Genomic DNA, 16406 nt, shown 5'->3' with positions numbered 1-16406 from the left:
CTCCAGTGGGCGTGGAAAGCGCAGTATGGCACCCGTCAGCGCTTGCACGCAGAAGTCGCAAACCTGCGGTCGGCGCCCCAGGTCCCGTAGCTGGTGGTGTCGATGTGCATGCGGCCTGAGGGGTATAGCGAAAGACCCATCTTGTAGCTACGGCCTTCCTTCCACCAGAAGTCGCAGATGCGGGCGACGGTGGCGTCGAGTTCAGCGGGCAACAGCGGCACGATGTCGAAAGCGCCACCGGTCGGATGCCGCTTGCCCGCTCCATCGGCGCATGTCTCCACGCGCGGATTGCGATAGGCCGACACGACCTCGAAAGCCGGCAACACTTTCTGTTCTCGCAGCCGCGCGACAAGCCTGAGCGTGCGGACCGTGGCTGGCCAGAGATCCTCGGGCGGCACCTCGAACGGTGCGGCCTGGACCTTGCGGCAGGCGGGGCTGTCCCAGGCGCTGGCGGTGCGCAGCAACTGGTGAAGCGGAGCGACCTTGTTCATGCCCTCCTTTTGCAGGTACGCCTCGAATGCCGCAGCCGACCCGGCGTTGCCCTGCGCGAGCCATCGCGCAAAGAATCTCTCGTCGCGATCGTCGGCCGCCTGCGCGGTCCAGGGCACGCAGCACAAAAGCACTGCCCACCTCAGCCGTGCACGCGTGCGCGACCTCATCTTCAGGCCTGTCGCACCGCCTGCGCGCTGAAGTCCGCAGCAGCCCAGTCGCTCGCCCGTGCGCGCGTGAGCTTCAGGCCCGGAGACACGCGGACCTCGGCGATCAGCTCACCCGATGCATCGAGCGCTCGAAGCATGGCGGTCGGATTTTCGTCATCGGGCTGAATGTCCAGGGTCACCGTGATGCGCGCACCCGCATGGTCGATCTCGATCTGCTGGTGCAGCGCTGCATGCAACTGCTGCTCGTGACGGCGCACGAACTCGGCCGCCGTCTTCACGAGCGTGTGGAATGCTGGCGTATCCAGTGGCTTGGGGTTCTTCTTGTCGCGGCCCATGGTCCAGGGGCCGATGAGCGCAGGCTCCGATTGGCCGTCGGGCGTCATGGCGACGGCCCAGCCGTCATCGTCGTCGTTCTTGATGACGCGCGCTGTCCAGCCGTTGTCACGCCACAGGCGTGGCTCACGGATGGGTTCGTTATCAGCTTCGGTATCGGTTTCGTTTCTGGATTCGTGCATCGCTGCAATTGTCGGGTAAGGCGCGTCCCACAGGGCGCAGGCGAGCAGGCCAACGGCGCACTGCGTCCAGGCGTTCACGTTCACCGACTACCGCGCCAGCGTTGACGCGCCGAACAGGCTCTGGATGAATTCGACCGCGAGTTCGGCCGTGCGGTTGCGCACGTCGAGCGCGGGGTTGATCTCCACCACATCGAGCGAGGCCATCTGGCCGGTGTCGGCAATCATCTCCATGCACAGCTGGATCTCGCGGTAGGTCGGCCCGCCGCGCACGGCGGTGCCGACGCCGGGCGCATCGGCAGGATCGAGACAGTCCAGGTCGAAGCTCACATGCAGGTGGGTGTCTTCATCCACGTCCTGCAGCACCTCGATCATGGTGTGGCGCATGCCGTGCTCGTCGATGTGCCGCATGTCGTAGACCTGCAGTCCCAGGCGACGTATCGTTTCCTTTTCTGCCGCATCCACGCTGCGGATGCCGACGAAGTCGATCTCGTCCGCCCCGATGGCAGCGGCCTCACCACTCCAGCCGACCAGTGACTTGGGGCCAAACCCCAGCAACACCGACACCGGCATGCCATGCACATTGCCCGAAGGACTGATGGTGGCGTCGTTGACGTCGGTATGCGCGTCGAACCAGACGATGCGCAGCTTCTTCTTCGTGCGTCGGCAGTGCTTGGCGATCGCGCTGATCGAGCCTATCGCCAGGCAATGATCCCCGCCCATGAGCAGCGGAAACTGCCCGGCGGCAAGAACTGCAGTCACGCGATCGAATACCGCCCTGTTCCACGCGACCACTTCTTCGAGATGACGCACGCCATCTTTTGGCGGTGTCCAGGGTGTCGGCGGGCCCGCAAGATTGCCGTGATCGATCACGTTGAGCTTGCTGGATGTGAGCGCTTCATACAGGCCTGCCACGCGAAGCGCATCAGGCCCCATGCCTGCGCCGCGAACACTGGCGCCTACATCGGTCGGTGCGCCAATGAGGGAAACGGTTTTCATCGGCACTGTTTATTGCGGCTCGATGCCCGCCTTCTTGACCAGCGCCGCGTACTTCGCCAGCTCGCGCTTGAACGCGGCGTTGGCCTGGTCGCTGCTGCTGATGTTGATGGTGTTGCCCTGCCTGGCCATGGTCTCCTTGACCGTCGGATCGGCGAACGCAGCCACGATGGCATCGTGCGTCTTCTTCACAGCCACAGGCGTCATGCCCTTCGGACCGATCACTGCAAACCAGGCTTCCATCACATAACCGGTCAGGCCCTGCTCGTAGAAGGTGGGGATGTCCGGTGCCGCCGGCGTGCGCTGCGCCGTGGCCATGCCGATGGCGCGCAATGCGCCGCTCTTGATGTGCGCCTGCACGCTAGGCAGCGCAGCCACGCCGAATTCCACCTGTCCGCCGATGAGGTCGGTCACCATCGGGCCCACGCCCTTGTAGGGGATGTGCTTGGCAGTCAGGCCGGCTTCTTCCAGGAACATTTCGCTGGCCAGGTGCAAGATGGTGCCCGTGCCGCCCGATGCGAAGTTGAACTGCCCCGGTTTGCTCTTGAGCAAGGCGATGAATTCGCGGCTGTTGGTGGCCGGCACCTTGGCCGGATTGACCACCATCACCATCGGCGTCGCACCGACGATGGCAATCGGCGTGAAGTCGCCCGGCATGTCGAAAGGCAGGGCCTTCATCACGCTCGGAAAGATCACGACGTTGTTCGACACCACCGACAGCGTGTAGCCGTCCGGCGCGGAACGGGCCAATGTCTGCAGGCCGAGCACACCACCCGCGCCCGGCTGGTTTTCGACGACGACCGGCGAGCCCAGCGCCCGCGACAAGGCAGGTTGCGCCGCGCGGGTGATCGCATCCACGCCCGAGCCGGTTGCGTTTGGAAGGATGAACCGGACGTTGCGGTCGGCCTGGGCCGCAGCAGGCAGCGCCAGGCAAGCGGTGACACCGGCGATGGCCGCGAGTGCGTGGCGGCGCGAGAACGAATACGAATGACTCAAAATGACTCCTTGATGGGCGATGCGCGAATGATGCCACCGGGCGCGGGCCGCAACCATCGGCATTGGCCCCACCCGGCAGATCGAAGCGCGGGCGTTATAGAGTGAGGTGTGAACACGATCCAAGCCCCCATATCCACAGCATCGACGCTGTCATCGAGCCCGTCATCGAGCCCGTCGTTCGCCGGCGGCATCCTCTACCTGAGCGATTCACCCCAAGCCATGGCCCGTCAGGTGTCGGGCGAGCGCATCAGGCTCAACGACGCGCAGCCCCTGCGGCACGATGTGTCCACCGACGAGATCACGCCGGTCCCCATCCTCGCGTTCTACGACGAGAAGCTCGGCCGCTATCCGTACACCGGTTTTGCCAGCGGCGACACGCGGCCGATCAGTGCGAACCTGGTTCGCGAGCGCGGATTCGACGTCACCGTGGCGGGTCGCCGCTACGGCAAGGGGTCCTCGCGCGAACACAGCCCGGCAGCAGAAAAACACGCCGGCATCCGGCTGGTCATCGCCGAAAGTTTCGAGCGCATCTACCGGCAGAACGCAGACAACATCGGCCTGTTCACCTCGACCGATTTCAGCCTGATCGCACGCATTGAAGCCGGGCAGGCGATTGATGTCGAAGAACTCCTGCAAGGCCGCGATGAACTGGCCAAAGCGATCCTGCGGGCTGGAGGCCTGCTCAGATTCGGACAGGCTTTTCTCAAGGGCACCCGGCCCGCGCCGCAACCGGCCCAGGTCCGGCCACTCACCTTGTTCGAGAAGATCATCGCCCGTCACGCCCTGAAGACCAACGTGACCAGCGACGCGCCGCTGCCCGGCGAAGGCAGCTTCGTGCGTGCCGACTTCCGCTTCATCCACGAGTACTACGCAGGCATGGCCGCGCACATGCTCCACAGCGGCGTCGCCGATCCGCTCACGCTGCATGAGCCGCAGTCCATCATCGTGTTCGAGGATCACACCTCCTATGTGAATGAAAGCCCCGCGCACGCGGGCGGCCTCATCACCAACGTGGCCGCCATGTGCCAGGCGCAGAGGGACTTCGTGGCGAAGTACGGCCTGCGAAACCATAGAACCCTGACCGAAGAAGAGTCGCTGCAAGACGACGGCAGCAACGTCGCCGGCATTTCGCACGCGATGGTCGCAGAGCACTATGCGCTGCCGGGCCAGGTGGTGGTCGGTACCGATTCGCACACGCCGCACAGCGGCGCCCTGGGTTGCGTCGCATTCGGCGTCGGCACGACGGACATGGCCAATGCATTCGTAACGGGCGCGGTGCGACTCACGGTACCGCAGAGCTTGCGCGTCGAGCTCGACGGTGCGCTTGCACCCGGCATCACCGCCAAGGATGTGCTGCTGCACCTGCTCGCATTACCCACGATCCGCGAGGGTGCGGGCGTGGGCAAGGTCTTTGAATTTGCAGGGCCGGTGGTGCGCGCGATGAGCACCGACGAGCGCGCAACACTCACCAACATGACGGCCGAACTCGGCGGCGTGACCGGGATCGTCGAGCCGGATGCACAGACGCTGCGCTTCATCAAGGAGCGCCGCCATGTGGACTTCGAGTTGCAGCCGTGGATGCACAGCGACCCCGGTGCGACCTACGCCGACGTGCTGCGCCTCGACTGCTCGAGCCTGTCGCCCATGGTGGCGCGTCCCGGTGATCCGGGCAATGGCGTGCCGCTGAAAGACGTCGCGCAGCGCGTGCAGGTGCAGATCGCGTATGGCGGCTCCTGCACCGCAGGCAAGCGCGAGGATTTCGACCACTATCACGCGGTGCTCTCATGGGCCGCCGCGCGCGGGCTGCGCGTGCCCGAAGGTGTCACGCTCTACCTGCAATTCGGCACGACGTCGGTGCGCGACTACTGCATCGCGCGGGGCTACCTCGATGCATTCGACAAGGTCGGCGCGCGCATGCTGCAGCCGTCGTGCGGCGCTTGCGCCAACTGCGGGCCGGGTTCATCCACCAGCCCCAACCAGGTCACCATCAGCGCGATCAACCGCAACTTCCCCGGACGCTCGGGTCCCGGCAAGGTCTGGCTCGCCAGCCCGCCCACAGTCGCCGCCAGCGCAATCGCGGGCGAGCTGATGTCGTTCGATGAGCTGATGCGGCTCCATGCCACGACATCTGCGCTACCCTCCCTGAACACGTAGAAAGGATCATCGCCCCGCCGGGACTCACTGCACCATGGAAGCTTTTCTTATCTCCACCGGCATCGTTGCCATCGCCGAAATCGGCGACAAGACGCAACTGCTGTCGTTTCTTCTCGCCGCGAAATTCCGCAAGCCCTGGCCCATCGTGCTGGGTATCTTTGTAGCGACCATCGTCAATCATGGATTGGCCGGCGCACTGGGCTCGATCGTCGCCTCCTGGGTCGAACCCTCCACGCTGCGCTGGATTCTTGGCGCTTCGTTCATCGCGATGGCTGCGTGGGCGCTCGTTCCCGACAAGCTGGACGACAAGCCCAAGCTTGCGGCCTTCGGTGTTTTCGGAACCACGCTGGTCGCGTTCTTCCTGGCAGAGATGGGAGACAAGACGCAGATCGCGACCGTTGCGCTGGCCGCCCGCTACGACGCGCTGGCACCGGTGGTCATCGGCACCACCCTCGGGATGATGATTGCCAACGTCCCTGCTGTCTTGCTGGGCGAACGTGCCGCCATCTGGCTGCCACTGAAGATTGTCCGGGGCGTCGCAGCTGCGATCTTCTTTGCGGTGGGAATCGCGACCCTGCTGGGCGTCGGCGCGCGCTTCGGGTTCTAGCGCGCAAGGTGTCACGGGTTGTAGGTCAGCGTCACCAGCAGCGTGGCGCTGAAGCTGCCGACCCGCAGACCGTTCTGGCCAGCGGGCACCTTGCCATAGGCCGTGAAGCTGCGATTGCTGTCTCCGGGCGCGATGGTTCCAGACAACACGCTCCCGGTCAGGCCGTCGCCCCAAATCGTGGTGAGGCCGGGATCGAGGTAAACATTGAACTGCATGTGCGGGCCTCCTTGCGGATTGGCCATCAAGCGCGGCGACATGCTGTTGCCGACGGGGCTGCTGCCCAGCGACACGCTGTAGCTTCCACCGGTGACGATGCCGGTGCACACCATCGAGATGCTGCCGTCCGAGATGCTGTCGGCCGAGCTCATCTTGCCGGGAAGCGACAGGGGCTGGTAAGCGCCAAAGGCCAGGCCGCTCGTACTCAGGCTGCAGCCGCCCGCCGTGGCGAAGCCTGCGACGCAGCTGGCAGCAAGCGCGGCAGCAGCTTTGCGAAATTGCGGCAACACACTCATGGCGCCACCATGTCGCAAATCAACGGACCCAGTTTTGCAGGCATGGCGTCCTGCGCGGCGGGAAGCTCCAGCATGAGCCGGCACGCACCGGTCGGCCAGTTCACTGAAAGCGAGTGGTGGTCCTGCTGCGGCAAGTCGGTCAACCACGCTTCGCCGCGTCGCCCGACGATGAACTGCGCCCCACCCTCCAGCCGGACAATCGCACCTTCCGGTACTGGCTGGCCCCCCACCTGGCGAAGCACCACCATCACCTGGCGCGAGCGGCGCACCGGAAACTGGACGACCGTGCCGCTACGCGCGTAGGGCACCACCAGCCTGACTGTTTCCTCGATCTCGACATCCATTGGCAGATCGGCAGAGTCGATCTCCAGCTTGTTCACCTGCCAGGGCAGCAGGCCGGGAATGAAAGCGAGACCTCGCGAGTCAGTGGTAGCGACGATCTGGTTGCTGCGCCGTACGGGCACGCCCTCCAGTCCCTCGACCTCGACCAGCGCAACGCCGCGCTCACCCACCGGCCGCGCCGCAAACGGCACGCCACCCAGCCAACCCAGCGTGCCGCGTGCACCGGCGCGCAATGCCACCTCGCCCTGCGCATCTGCGGATGCATCGGCGGTGAATTCGGCGAAGCTGGTTTTGTAGTGCAGGCCGCCACGTGCGCGCCTGCCCGGCTCGGTCGATGCATCGACGCGCCATCCGAGGCCGGGCCCCGGTGGAGGATTCATGCTCGCCGAGACCTCACCCACCAGGCGGCCATCGTCATTGCGTTGCACACGGGTTGAAGTGAACGCGCCGCTTTCCAGAGGCATGGTGATGTTGATCGCAGCGGTCCAGCCCCTATCGGTGCCCAGCCGCTTGTTGATCGCAACGCCGATGTGGGTCTGGCCGCCAGCGGACATATCGGCAGACAGGCCGACCGAGGTGAGCTTGTCGCCATCCCAACGGGTTTGCCGCAGCAGATTCACCCCGCCAGAGAGCCTGCCGCCCAAGGGACCGCCCAGGGCTGCCAGCCAGCGCTCGCGGGTGCGTTGGGACGTGACCCGTGCGATGGCAGGCTCGCCCAGGGGTGCGAAGCCGCGCGTGGCGTATTCGTACTGCAATGAACCGCTTCCCCGCGGCGTGGTGCGTTCTATGCCCGTGCGGATCATCTGCCCCCGCTCGGCGAAACCTTGCAGGCTGTCGCTGGAGACCGCCAGCGCGCCGCGGGCCACCGCCCAGGTGCCCAGCAAACCCGCCACTTCCAGGCCGGCGGCGCGGCGCTGCGCCTGCAGCTCGAGCCTGGCCTCAGCCGTCAACGATGCGCTGAGCCCTGCGCGCACCGTACCGGCTGCAAATGCATCGCCATAGCGGCTGTCGCGCCCGTAGCCGGTTCTAAGCCGCCCCGCCTCCACCGAGAAATCAAAGAGGCCGGGCGCGAGCAGGCGCGGCGAGGCGTAGTAACTTTGCTGGACCAGGGTTTCACGTCCCAGCATGTCGCGCAGCACCAGGCTCACTTCGCCGGCGCCGGTGACCACGGGAATGTTGGGCAGGTCGAAAGGTCCCGGCGGCACGCTCTGGCTGGGGCGGCGGACATTGTTCACCAGGATGTCCAGCGTGGAAGGCAGCGCCGCCTGACCCGATAGCGCAACCTGCGGCATGGTGATGAAGCCCGGCCGCATGCCGAAGTCCCGGCCCCAGCGCACGCCACCAAAACGCACCGGGCTGCTCCATGCACCACCGGAGCCGATGGCATCTCCGACGATGAGGCTCTCCAGCCGCTGCGGCATGTCCAGACGCCAATAGGTATCCAGGCGCTGAAAGCGGCTCTGGCTTGCGCCCGATGTGAAGACACCCGAAGCGACCAGGCTGCCGAAGCTGCTGAAAGCGATGGCTTCAACAAAAGCACCTGAGGTCATACCCGCCTCACGCGGGGTGCGGGCTATCGACAGGTCATAGTTGAGCATCACGCCTGGGGCTGGGGGTGTGGGCGGCAACGGGGCGGCCGGGTTGAACGCCAGGGTCGATGCTGCAAACGCCGAGGGCGGCGCCTGAATCTCAAGGGCCAGCACGCTTCGGTCGATGCGCCAGCGCAAGCCTGCGACGGATTCAAGCGCGAATGCCTCGGTGCCGTCGCTCAGGGTCCTGGGCGAAGTGGGCAGCACCAGACGCGCCGCTATCCAGCCGCTCTTTGCGAGCAGGAGCGTCCCATCGCCTGCCTGTTCGACCTGCACCACGTCAGGCAGCTTCTGGCCGTTGACCTTCAGATCGACCAATAGCACTTCGGGCAGCTTGCGCGTGGCGCGCGCCTTTGAGCTTGTGGCCGATTTCGTCTCGGGCGGCAGTTGCTGCGCCGGTGCCATCGCACTCATGACCAGCAGCGCGATTGCGCAGGCCAGAACAGTGGAGTGGCGCAGAACTCGCAAGATGCTAGGGCGCGTCGGGCGCGACCTTCAGAATTTCGCCACGCCCGATCGTTGCGCGGACATCGCCCACCTTGCCAGCGCCGCCGGGCTGCAGCGGCACTTGCCATTCGCGCGCGCCGCCGGCCAGCAAGAGGCCGGTGTCGCCCAGTTTCAGCGACTGCTGCCAGCCGTCGCCAGCCAGCTGCAATGCCTGCATGCGCACGCGCTTGTTGCCCGCGTTGCGAACGCGCAGGCATGCGTGCGATACACCGGCCGTGGCTGCGCACGAACTGAAGCGCAGCGACTGCACGACTGCCACCGACGGCGCCACCATCACCGGCAGGTCGTAGCGCATGCGAATGGCCAGGCCGGGAATTTTCTTGCCGGCTGCATCGACCGGATCGGGCGAGATGTCTTCCAGGATCAGCCGATAGGCCACCTCGTTTTGCGAGGGTTTGGGGGCACGGATCGCAACCCGAAACACCTGCCTCTGGCCCGGCTTCAAGTCGACGATCGGTGGCGAAATGAGTAGTTCGTCCGTGGGTTCGGTGACGGACTCGCCCGTAGTGGACTGGGTCCAGCGCAGCAGCTCGGCCTGCAGCCGGACAGGCGCCGCAGCTCGTTCGCTCAGGCTGACCTGCAAGACAGCGATGCGCTGGCGCTGCGACAGCTCCAGCACCACCGGCTCCAGCAGCACCTGCGAGAGCGCCGCCGGATGCCAGCCCAAACTGAGCGCCGTGGCGACAGCGAGGGCTGCCAGCCCCCGCCATGCCGCCGGGCGCAAGTTTCGCAGTTGAAAAAATTTCATTGCGACTGGCGCCGGTTTATCAATCGGGCGTGAAAGTGGCCGTGATCGTGACCGTGTCGGTGTATGCGCCGATGGTCTTAGAGGCCTTATCGCCGGCGGTGAGCCTGCCAGAGACAGTGAGTGTCTTCACAGTGCCGTCCGCCTCGAAGCCGGGGAAGGCCGCCGCCGTGTCGTGCGTAATCTGTTCGGGCTCGCCACCCGTGTAGAGCGAGTAGCTCATCAGATCGTCACTGATGCCACCTTTCATCTTGAAGGTGCCGACACCGTTTGCCGAACTGAACTGCAGTTTTGGCAGGGCTGTGCCATTGGTGCAGGTGGCATCGAAGGTCGCGGTGGCGACATTGTCTTCCTCATTCAAACCGCCGCTGACGCCGTCGAGCATCTTGAGCGCTCCAAAAGCCATGTTGGTCGGGTTGCCAATCACGCACTCCGAGCCAACGCTTGCCGTCACGGTAAAGGTCGTGGTGACCGGTCCCGCCGCCGCGGACCCACCCACCACCATTGCAGCCAACGCGATCGCCAGTTTTGTCATCGAGGATTTCATTTCTCAAGTCCTTCAGGTTTGCTGGGCAAAATTGCCCGGGTCAAGTTCCAACGACCAGCCCTGCGGCCGTGTGGGGCCATGAATTCAGGCGTGGTATGAGATGTGTGGAGGACACCCGCTGTTTCGTTCCGGGGGTTGTTACAGATAGACCTTGGTGTGGGTAGGCGCCCCTCGAAAAGATCACGATTCAGTGGGCTGTCGACACTGATGGACAATTGCGAAAAGAGGAGAGATACATCATGCAAATCACGAGACGAGAACTTCTGGGTGCAGGCGCCGCCTTCGCGACCCTGCAATCACATCCGGCGTTTGCGCAGGCCGCATGGCCCAGCAAGCCGATCCGCTTCGTCGTGCCGTTCGCACCGGGCGGCAGCTCCGAGATCGTCGCGCGCGCGGCAGCCGGCGAGTTGCTAAAGACCATCGGGCAGAACGTCTTTGTCGACAACAAGCCCGGTGCATCGGGCAACATCGCGATGGCCGAAGTGGCACGCGCCGACGACGGCCACACCATCATCCTGGGGCACATCGGAACGCTGGCGGTCAACCCGTACATGTTCGACAAGCTGCCCTACGACCCCAACAAGGACTTCAAGCCGATCAGCCTGCTGGCCAAGGTGCCCAGCCTGTATGTCGTGCATCCCAACGTTCCGGCGAAGGACCTGAAAGAGTTCATCGCATTGGTCAAGGCCAAGCCCGGCCAGATGAATTACGGATCGGCAGGCAATGGCAGCGCGGGTCACCTCGCGATGGAATACCTGAAGATGACCGCCAACATCTTCATCACCCACATTCCGTACAAGGGCACAGGCCCGCAGCTCACCGACCTGCTGGCAGGCCGGCTCGATGCGGCATCGGTGGGCGCTGCGGCGATCCTGCCGCACATCAAGGCCGGCAAGCTGCGCTGCATCGCCACCGGCTCGACCCAGCGCCTGCCGCAATTGCCCGATGTGCCGACGGTGGCCGAACAGGGATTTCCGGGCTTCGAGATGACCCAGTGGTACGGCATGCTCGCGCCGTCCACCATGCCGCAGGCCAACATCGATCGCCTGGCGGCCGAGACGGCCAAGGCCATGAAAACCAACGCGGCGCTGGAGCGCTTGAACAACGATGCAGCGCAAGCGGTTGGTGGCACGCCGGCGCAGTTCGCGCAATTCATCGCGGCCGAGCAAAAGCGCTGGAAACTGGTCGTGGATCGGGCCCGGATCAAGCCTGAGTGATTGTCATCGTACAACCAGAAAAATTACGTTTTCATTGGAGAACGCAGGCAGATTGAGGTTGGTTTGCAGGAAGTGATGTCTTGTTGTACGATGACTCACTTCCTGCCACCACCGATCCGCCCATGTCCCCCCAAGAACTCAAATCCGCACTGTCGTCGGGCCTGCTGTCGTTCCCGCTGACCGACTTCGACGCACAACTGCAATTCAATCCGCGCGGCTACACCGAACGCCTCGAATGGCTCATGCCTTATGGCGCGACGGTGCTGTTTGCCGCCGGTGGCACGGGCGAGTTCTTTTCGCTGGAGCCCACCGAATATGCGCAGGTCATCAAGACCGCCGCCGATGCCTGCCGTGGCCGCGTTCCCATCGTCGGCGGTGCGGGTGGCGGCACCACGCTGGCGATCCGCTATGCGCAGGAAGCCGAGCGCAACGGCGCGCAGGGCGTGCTGCTGCTGCCGCACTACCTCACCGAAGCATCGCAGGAAGGCCTGCTCGCGCACGTAGAAGCCGTCTGCAAGAGCGTGAAGATCGGCGTCATCGTCTACAACCGCGGCGCGTGCAAGCTCAACGCCGATTCGCTTGCAAAACTGGCCGAGCGTTGCCCCAACCTCATCGGCTTCAAGGACGGCCTGGGCGACATCGAACGCATCGTGTCGATTCGCCAGAAGCTGGGTGACCGCTTCGTGTACGTCGGCGGCATGCCCACGCACGAGGTCTATGCCCATGCCTATCAGGCGCTGGGCGTGCCGGTGTACTCATCGGCAGTGTTCAACTTCGTTCCGCGAACCGCCATCGAGTTCTACAACGCCTATGCGAGTGGTGACACCGCAACCACCGGCCGCCTGCTCGATGAATTCTTCCTGCCGTACCTGGAGATCCGCAACAGGGGCGAGGGCTACGCGGTGAGCATCGTGAAGGCCGGCGCGACCATCGTCGGCAAGACCGCCGGGCCGGTTCGCCCACCCATTTCAGACCTCAAGCCCGCTGAAGTCGAGCAGCTGGCCGCGCTCATCCACAAGCTCGGACCGCAGTAGAAGCACGGGGGCGCATCAGGCCTGCGTCACTGCGGACAACGAAACTTCATTCGCCCGACAGCCACGCCAGCGTGTCGCGTGCGGTTTCTTCCAGCGGCCTTGCAACCAGTCCGTTGGCGCGAGCCGCGTCGCTGTTGATCGCCGCGACGCCCGATGATTCGCCGCCGCCCCACAGCGGAAACTCCTTGCCCGAAGCCTTCGCTTGCGCGGGCGTCAGCCAATTCAAGCGCGTGCCCGCCGGTGCGACACCCTTCACCACCGCCTCAAGCAGATCGCCAAAGCCGAACGGCACCGTTGGCGACGCCGTGTTGAAGGTGCCGCGCAGGTTCGCCTCTACGGCAGAGATCGTGAAACGCGCGAGGTCGCGTGCGTCGATGTATTGAACCGCTGCCTCGCGCGGGCCTGGCGCATCCACGACCCCGCCTGCGGCAATGCGCCTGACCCATTCGGGAAACCGCTGCGTGTAGTCGTTGGGGCCGATGACGAAGGTGGGCCGCAGCACCAGATGGTCCACGTGGTGTGCAAACACCGCGTCCTCGCACAGCACCTTGAGCGGCCCGTAGGTGTCGCCATTGATGGGCGCGGTGTCGAGTGCCGTTTTGTCCAGGCTGCCCGTGGCGGTGCGAGGCGCGGACTCGGCGGAGTCGGCTGGAATGTCCGAGGCGTAAACGGAAGCGGACGAAACGAACACATACTTGCGAAACCGCGTGCCCAACGCATGGGCCATCAGAACGACATCGCGCGGCCGGTAGGCGCAGGTGTCGATCACCGCATCCCACTGGCCTTCGGCGAGCGCCGAGAGATCAGTCACACGATCGCCATGCAGATGCCGCACACCGTCAAGCCCCTGCGCGGGCGTCTTGCCGCGATGAAAGACATCGACTTCATGCCCGCGCGCAAGCGCTTCGGTTGACATCGCATGACCCAGGAAGCGCGTACCGCCGATGAACAGGAGTTTCATGCAGCAGTATAGGAACAGGACCGGAACAGGACCGGCGGATTTCAGTTCGCAGATTCGATCTTCATCACGCTCTTTCTCTCCCCCACGCGCGTTCCCTTGGTGTTCGCAATCGCCTCGAAACGCCAGGGCCGCAGCTCATCTTTCTGGCGCTGGTCCAGCCAGCCGAGTTGATCCAGCACGGCGATGGTGGCGGCTTGCACCGCGATCTTGTTGCCGTCGGAGATCTTGAGCGTGAAGGCCTGCTTGCGGCTGCGGCTGGCAAACGCCTGCACGCCGTCGGCGCCGGCCTTGGTCACCCAGTCGCCGCGTCCCGCATTCATGAAGGCCTTGTCGCTGCGATTCGTGCCTGACACGAGTTCGGGGTGCGCCGTCATCGCATCGGACAACTGCGCAAAGCTCTCGCCGAATTCGGTGTCCGCCGCGCCGGTGGCCAGCCTTGCATAGCCCCGCGCAAGACTCGACAGCGGCATCGCGAAATTCGGTGCCGAGCAGCCATCGATGCCCAGCTTCAAGTCCTCGGGCGCGAGACCGACCACGCTCGCCACTTCGCGCCTGATGGCCTGCTGCAATGGATGGGCGGGCGCGAGGTAGTTGGCGACAGGCCAGCCCTTTTGCACGCAGGCCGCGAGAAAGCCGGCATGCTTGCCGCTGCAGTTGTGGTGGCGCTCGTCGATCACCTCGGGCGCGGGGCCGACACCGGCTTCAACGAAGTACGGCACATGGCATCCGCATTGCAGCGCCTTGTAGCTGAGACCGGCCTTGTCCAGCATGCCTTGCACCTGCTCGACGTGCATGGGCTCGCCGCTGTGGCTGGAGCACATCATGGCGATCTTCTCGCGCGAAAAATCGAAGAACTTGGGGCCGCCGGCCTTCACGAATGGAAGCGCCTGCAGCGCCTTCAAGGTCGATCGCGAGAAGGTCACCCAGTGCGGATCGCCCGCCTGCGCCACCAGCTTGCCGGCCGCGTCAACCACGGCGACAGCACCAAAGAACCGGCACTCCAGGGTGCCGCCGCGATAGCTTTCAATGAGGGGGACGAGTGGGGTCATGCATTCATTATCCGGCGAGGCGATGTCGCTCGTTTGACGCGGCCGCCGCCGGGCCGGTATCAGAATGGGAGCCATGTCCGAACTCCGCTCTCCCCTTCAGGCCCAGGTCGTCCAGTGGCAAGTCGCACCCGGCGACATCGTCGCGCCAGGCGATGTGGTGGTGATCCTGGAAGCCATGAAGATGGAGCACGAAGTTCGCGCGACCGCAGCGGGGCAGGTGCGCGAACTGTTCTTTGGCACCGGTGATGGCGTGGGCCAGGGGGACGTGTTGATGTCCACGATGGCGCTCGCAACATCGACAACGATCACGCAGAAAGTCGCGCCGCCGGTTGCCCTGTCGGGAGCCATGCACGAAACGCAAGTCCGCACCGATCTGCAGCGCGTGCTCGACCGACACGCCCACACGCTCGATGCAGCGCGCCCGGATGCTGTCCGTCGCCGGCACGCGCTGGGCCTGCGCACCGCGCGCGAGAACATTGAGGACCTGTGCGACGCGGGCAGCTTCACCGAATACGGTGCGTTGGCCGTCGCGGCGCAGCGCAATCGCCGCAGCGACGACGACCTCATGCGCAACACGCCCGCCGATGGCATGGTGACCGGCATCGGCAGCATCAATGGCGATAGCTTCGGGCCGGACCAGTCGCGCACGGTGGTGATGGCCTACGACGCCACGGTGCTGGCCGGCACGCAAGGCATGCGCAATCACCAGAAGACCGACCGCATGCTCGGCATCGCGCTGGCCAACAAGTTGCCGGTGGTGCTGTTCGCCGAGGGTGGTGGTGGCCGGCCCGGCGACACCGACATGCCCATCGTGGCGGGCCTGCATGTTTCCACTTTCGCCAGCTACGCGCGGCTGAACGGACAGGTGCCGGTGGTCGGCATCGTGGCGGGCCGGTGCTTTGCGGGCAATGCGGCGCTGCTCGGCTGCAGCGATGTGATCATCGCCACGCGCGCGAGCAACATCGGCATGGGCGGCCCGGCCATGGTCGAAGGCGGCGGGCTGGGCGTCTTCAAGCCCGAACAGATTGGGCCCAGCGATACCCAACATGCCAACGGCGTGATCGATGTGCTGGTGGAAGATGAAGCCGCTGCCGTGCGTGCTGCGAAGCACTACCTGTCGTTCTTCCAGGGGCGTGTGCAGACGTTCGATTCGCCGGATGCAAATGCCTTGCGCAGCGTTGTGCCGGAGAACCGTCTGCGCGTTTACGACACGCGTGCGGCGATGACCGGCATCTGCGACACAGGCTCGCTGCTCGAATTGCGCAGCGGCTTCGGCAAGGGTATCCACACGGCACTGGCCCGCATCGAGGGCCGGCCCGTCGGCATCATCGCCAACAACCCGCTCCATCTGGGCGGTGCCATCGACGCCGATGCCGCCGACAAGGCCGCGCGATTCATGCAGCTGTGCAACGCGCATGGCTTGCCGTTGGTCAGCCTGGTCGATACGCCGGGCTTCATGGTCGGGCCGGAGATCGAGGAGCGCGCGCAGGTGCGGCACGTGAGCCGCATGTTCGTCGCGGCTGCGCATCTGCGGGTTCCGTTTTTCAGCGTGGTGCTGCGCAAGGGGTATGGACTGGGGGCGATGGCGATGTGCGCGGGCGGCTTTCACTCGCCCGACTTCACCGTCGCCTGGCCGACCGGCGAGTTCGGCGCGATGGGTCTGGAGGGCGCGGTGAAGCTGGGCTATCGCAAGGAGCTGCAAGCGCAGCCCGAAGGCCCGGCGCGCGATGCGCTCTACGACCATCTGGTGGCGAAGCAGTACGAAGCCGGTCAGGCAATGAACATGGCTGCGACGCTGGAGATCGACGCGGTGATCGATCCGGCGCAGACGCGGGAGTGGTTGGCGCGGGGGTTGGCTTCTTGCGTGGTGCGTGAGAGTCGCGGCCTGTCGATCGACACGTGGTAGCTTTGCCTTCACTCCCTCCCCCGCTGGGGGAGGGTTGGGGTGGGGGCATCGCGGCATGTGCACAGGCCCAAAG

General features: G+C 65.0%; 14 protein-coding genes and 1 pseudogene. 5 read left to right on the top strand and 10 right to left on the bottom strand.

Translation table 11 applies throughout. From position 1 onward, the window contains the following. Positions 1-35 precede the first annotated feature (35 nt). The 4 genes from AQ12_RS22965 to AQ12_RS08335 form a co-directional block, all read right to left on the bottom strand. Positions 36-659: a hypothetical protein gene (locus AQ12_RS22965; protein ID WP_048439436.1), complete on the bottom strand. Its 624-nt coding sequence runs from the start codon at positions 657-659 to the stop codon at positions 36-38. Between the two features lie 2 nt (positions 660-661). Further along, positions 662-1174, bottom strand: a complete 513-nt coding sequence (locus AQ12_RS08345; RefSeq protein WP_048439435.1) for a hypothetical protein — start codon at positions 1172-1174, stop codon at positions 662-664. Positions 1175-1261: 87 nt separating this feature from the next. Further along, the gene (rocF, locus tag AQ12_RS08340; RefSeq protein WP_048439434.1) at positions 1262-2170 is read right to left on the bottom strand and encodes an arginase; all 909 of its coding nucleotides are present in this window, start codon (positions 2168-2170) and stop codon (positions 1262-1264) included. Positions 2171-2179: 9 nt separating this feature from the next. Beyond that, entirely contained in the window at positions 2180-3163 is a 984-nt protein-coding gene (locus AQ12_RS08335) for a tripartite tricarboxylate transporter substrate binding protein (RefSeq protein WP_048439751.1), read from the bottom strand. A 219-nt stretch (positions 3164-3382) separates the two neighbouring features. On the opposite strand from AQ12_RS08335, the gene AQ12_RS08330 reads away from it, so the two are divergent. Both AQ12_RS08330 and AQ12_RS08325 read left to right on the top strand, forming a co-directional pair. Then, entirely contained in the window at positions 3383-5317 is a 1935-nt protein-coding gene (locus AQ12_RS08330) for an aconitase family protein (RefSeq protein ID WP_082151482.1), read from the top strand. A 34-nt stretch (positions 5318-5351) separates the two neighbouring features. After that, positions 5352-5924, top strand: coding sequence for a TMEM165/GDT1 family protein (locus AQ12_RS08325; RefSeq protein ID WP_048439433.1), 573 nt, complete (start codon positions 5352-5354; stop codon positions 5922-5924). 11 nt (positions 5925-5935) lie between these two features. On the opposite strand, the gene AQ12_RS08320 is transcribed toward AQ12_RS08325, so the two are convergent. The 4 genes from AQ12_RS08320 to AQ12_RS08305 are packed head-to-tail and all read right to left on the bottom strand — an operon-like array spanning position 5936 to position 10166. After that, complete coding sequence (locus AQ12_RS08320) at positions 5936-6436, bottom strand: spore coat U domain-containing protein (RefSeq protein WP_048439432.1); 501 nt, start codon at positions 6434-6436, stop codon at positions 5936-5938. Beyond that, positions 6433-8835 (bottom strand): fimbria/pilus outer membrane usher protein, encoded by a 2403-nt coding sequence (locus AQ12_RS08315; protein ID WP_048439431.1) that lies wholly within the window; start codon positions 8833-8835, stop codon positions 6433-6435. The genes AQ12_RS08320 and AQ12_RS08315 overlap by 4 nt, the downstream gene beginning before the upstream one ends. Before the next feature lie 4 nt (positions 8836-8839). Then, positions 8840-9622 (bottom strand): molecular chaperone, encoded by a 783-nt coding sequence (locus AQ12_RS22045; RefSeq protein ID WP_053076625.1) that lies wholly within the window; start codon positions 9620-9622, stop codon positions 8840-8842. Between the two features lie 19 nt (positions 9623-9641). Then, positions 9642-10166: a spore coat protein U domain-containing protein gene (locus AQ12_RS08305; RefSeq protein WP_048439430.1), complete on the bottom strand. Its 525-nt coding sequence runs from the start codon at positions 10164-10166 to the stop codon at positions 9642-9644. Between the two features lie 239 nt (positions 10167-10405). Between AQ12_RS08305 and AQ12_RS08300 the strand changes: the two genes are divergently transcribed. Then, on the top strand, positions 10406-11383 hold the full coding sequence (locus AQ12_RS08300) for a tripartite tricarboxylate transporter substrate binding protein (protein ID WP_082151481.1): 978 nt from the start codon (positions 10406-10408) through the stop codon (positions 11381-11383). Positions 11384-11505: 122 nt separating this feature from the next. Further along, complete coding sequence (kdgD, locus tag AQ12_RS08295; protein WP_048439748.1) at positions 11506-12417, top strand: 5-dehydro-4-deoxyglucarate dehydratase; 912 nt, start codon at positions 11506-11508, stop codon at positions 12415-12417. A 46-nt stretch (positions 12418-12463) separates the two neighbouring features. Here the strand turns inward: kdgD and AQ12_RS08290 are convergent, their stop codons facing one another. Beyond that, positions 12464-13378 carry an NAD-dependent epimerase/dehydratase family protein gene (locus AQ12_RS08290; RefSeq protein ID WP_053076624.1) on the bottom strand — a complete coding sequence of 305 codons (915 nt, stop codon included), beginning with the start codon at positions 13376-13378 and terminating at the stop codon, positions 12464-12466. Between the two features lie 41 nt (positions 13379-13419). Further along, positions 13420-14427, bottom strand: coding sequence for an asparaginase (locus AQ12_RS08285; RefSeq protein ID WP_048439428.1), 1008 nt, complete (start codon positions 14425-14427; stop codon positions 13420-13422). An 88-nt stretch (positions 14428-14515) separates the two neighbouring features. Here AQ12_RS08285 and AQ12_RS08280 point away from each other — a divergent pair. Further along, a pseudogene (locus tag AQ12_RS08280) lies at positions 14516-16333 on the top strand (carboxyl transferase domain-containing protein); the annotation flags it as partial. Positions 16334-16406 lie beyond the last annotated feature (73 nt).

It is taken from the genome of Caenimonas sp. SL110, from assembly GCF_001044395.1.
In the GTDB taxonomy this organism is placed as follows: Bacteria; Pseudomonadota; Gammaproteobacteria; order Burkholderiales; family Burkholderiaceae_C; genus Ramlibacter.
Note: the sequence above shows the minus strand (reverse complement) of the source record. Positions and strands in the feature narration are given on the sequence as shown.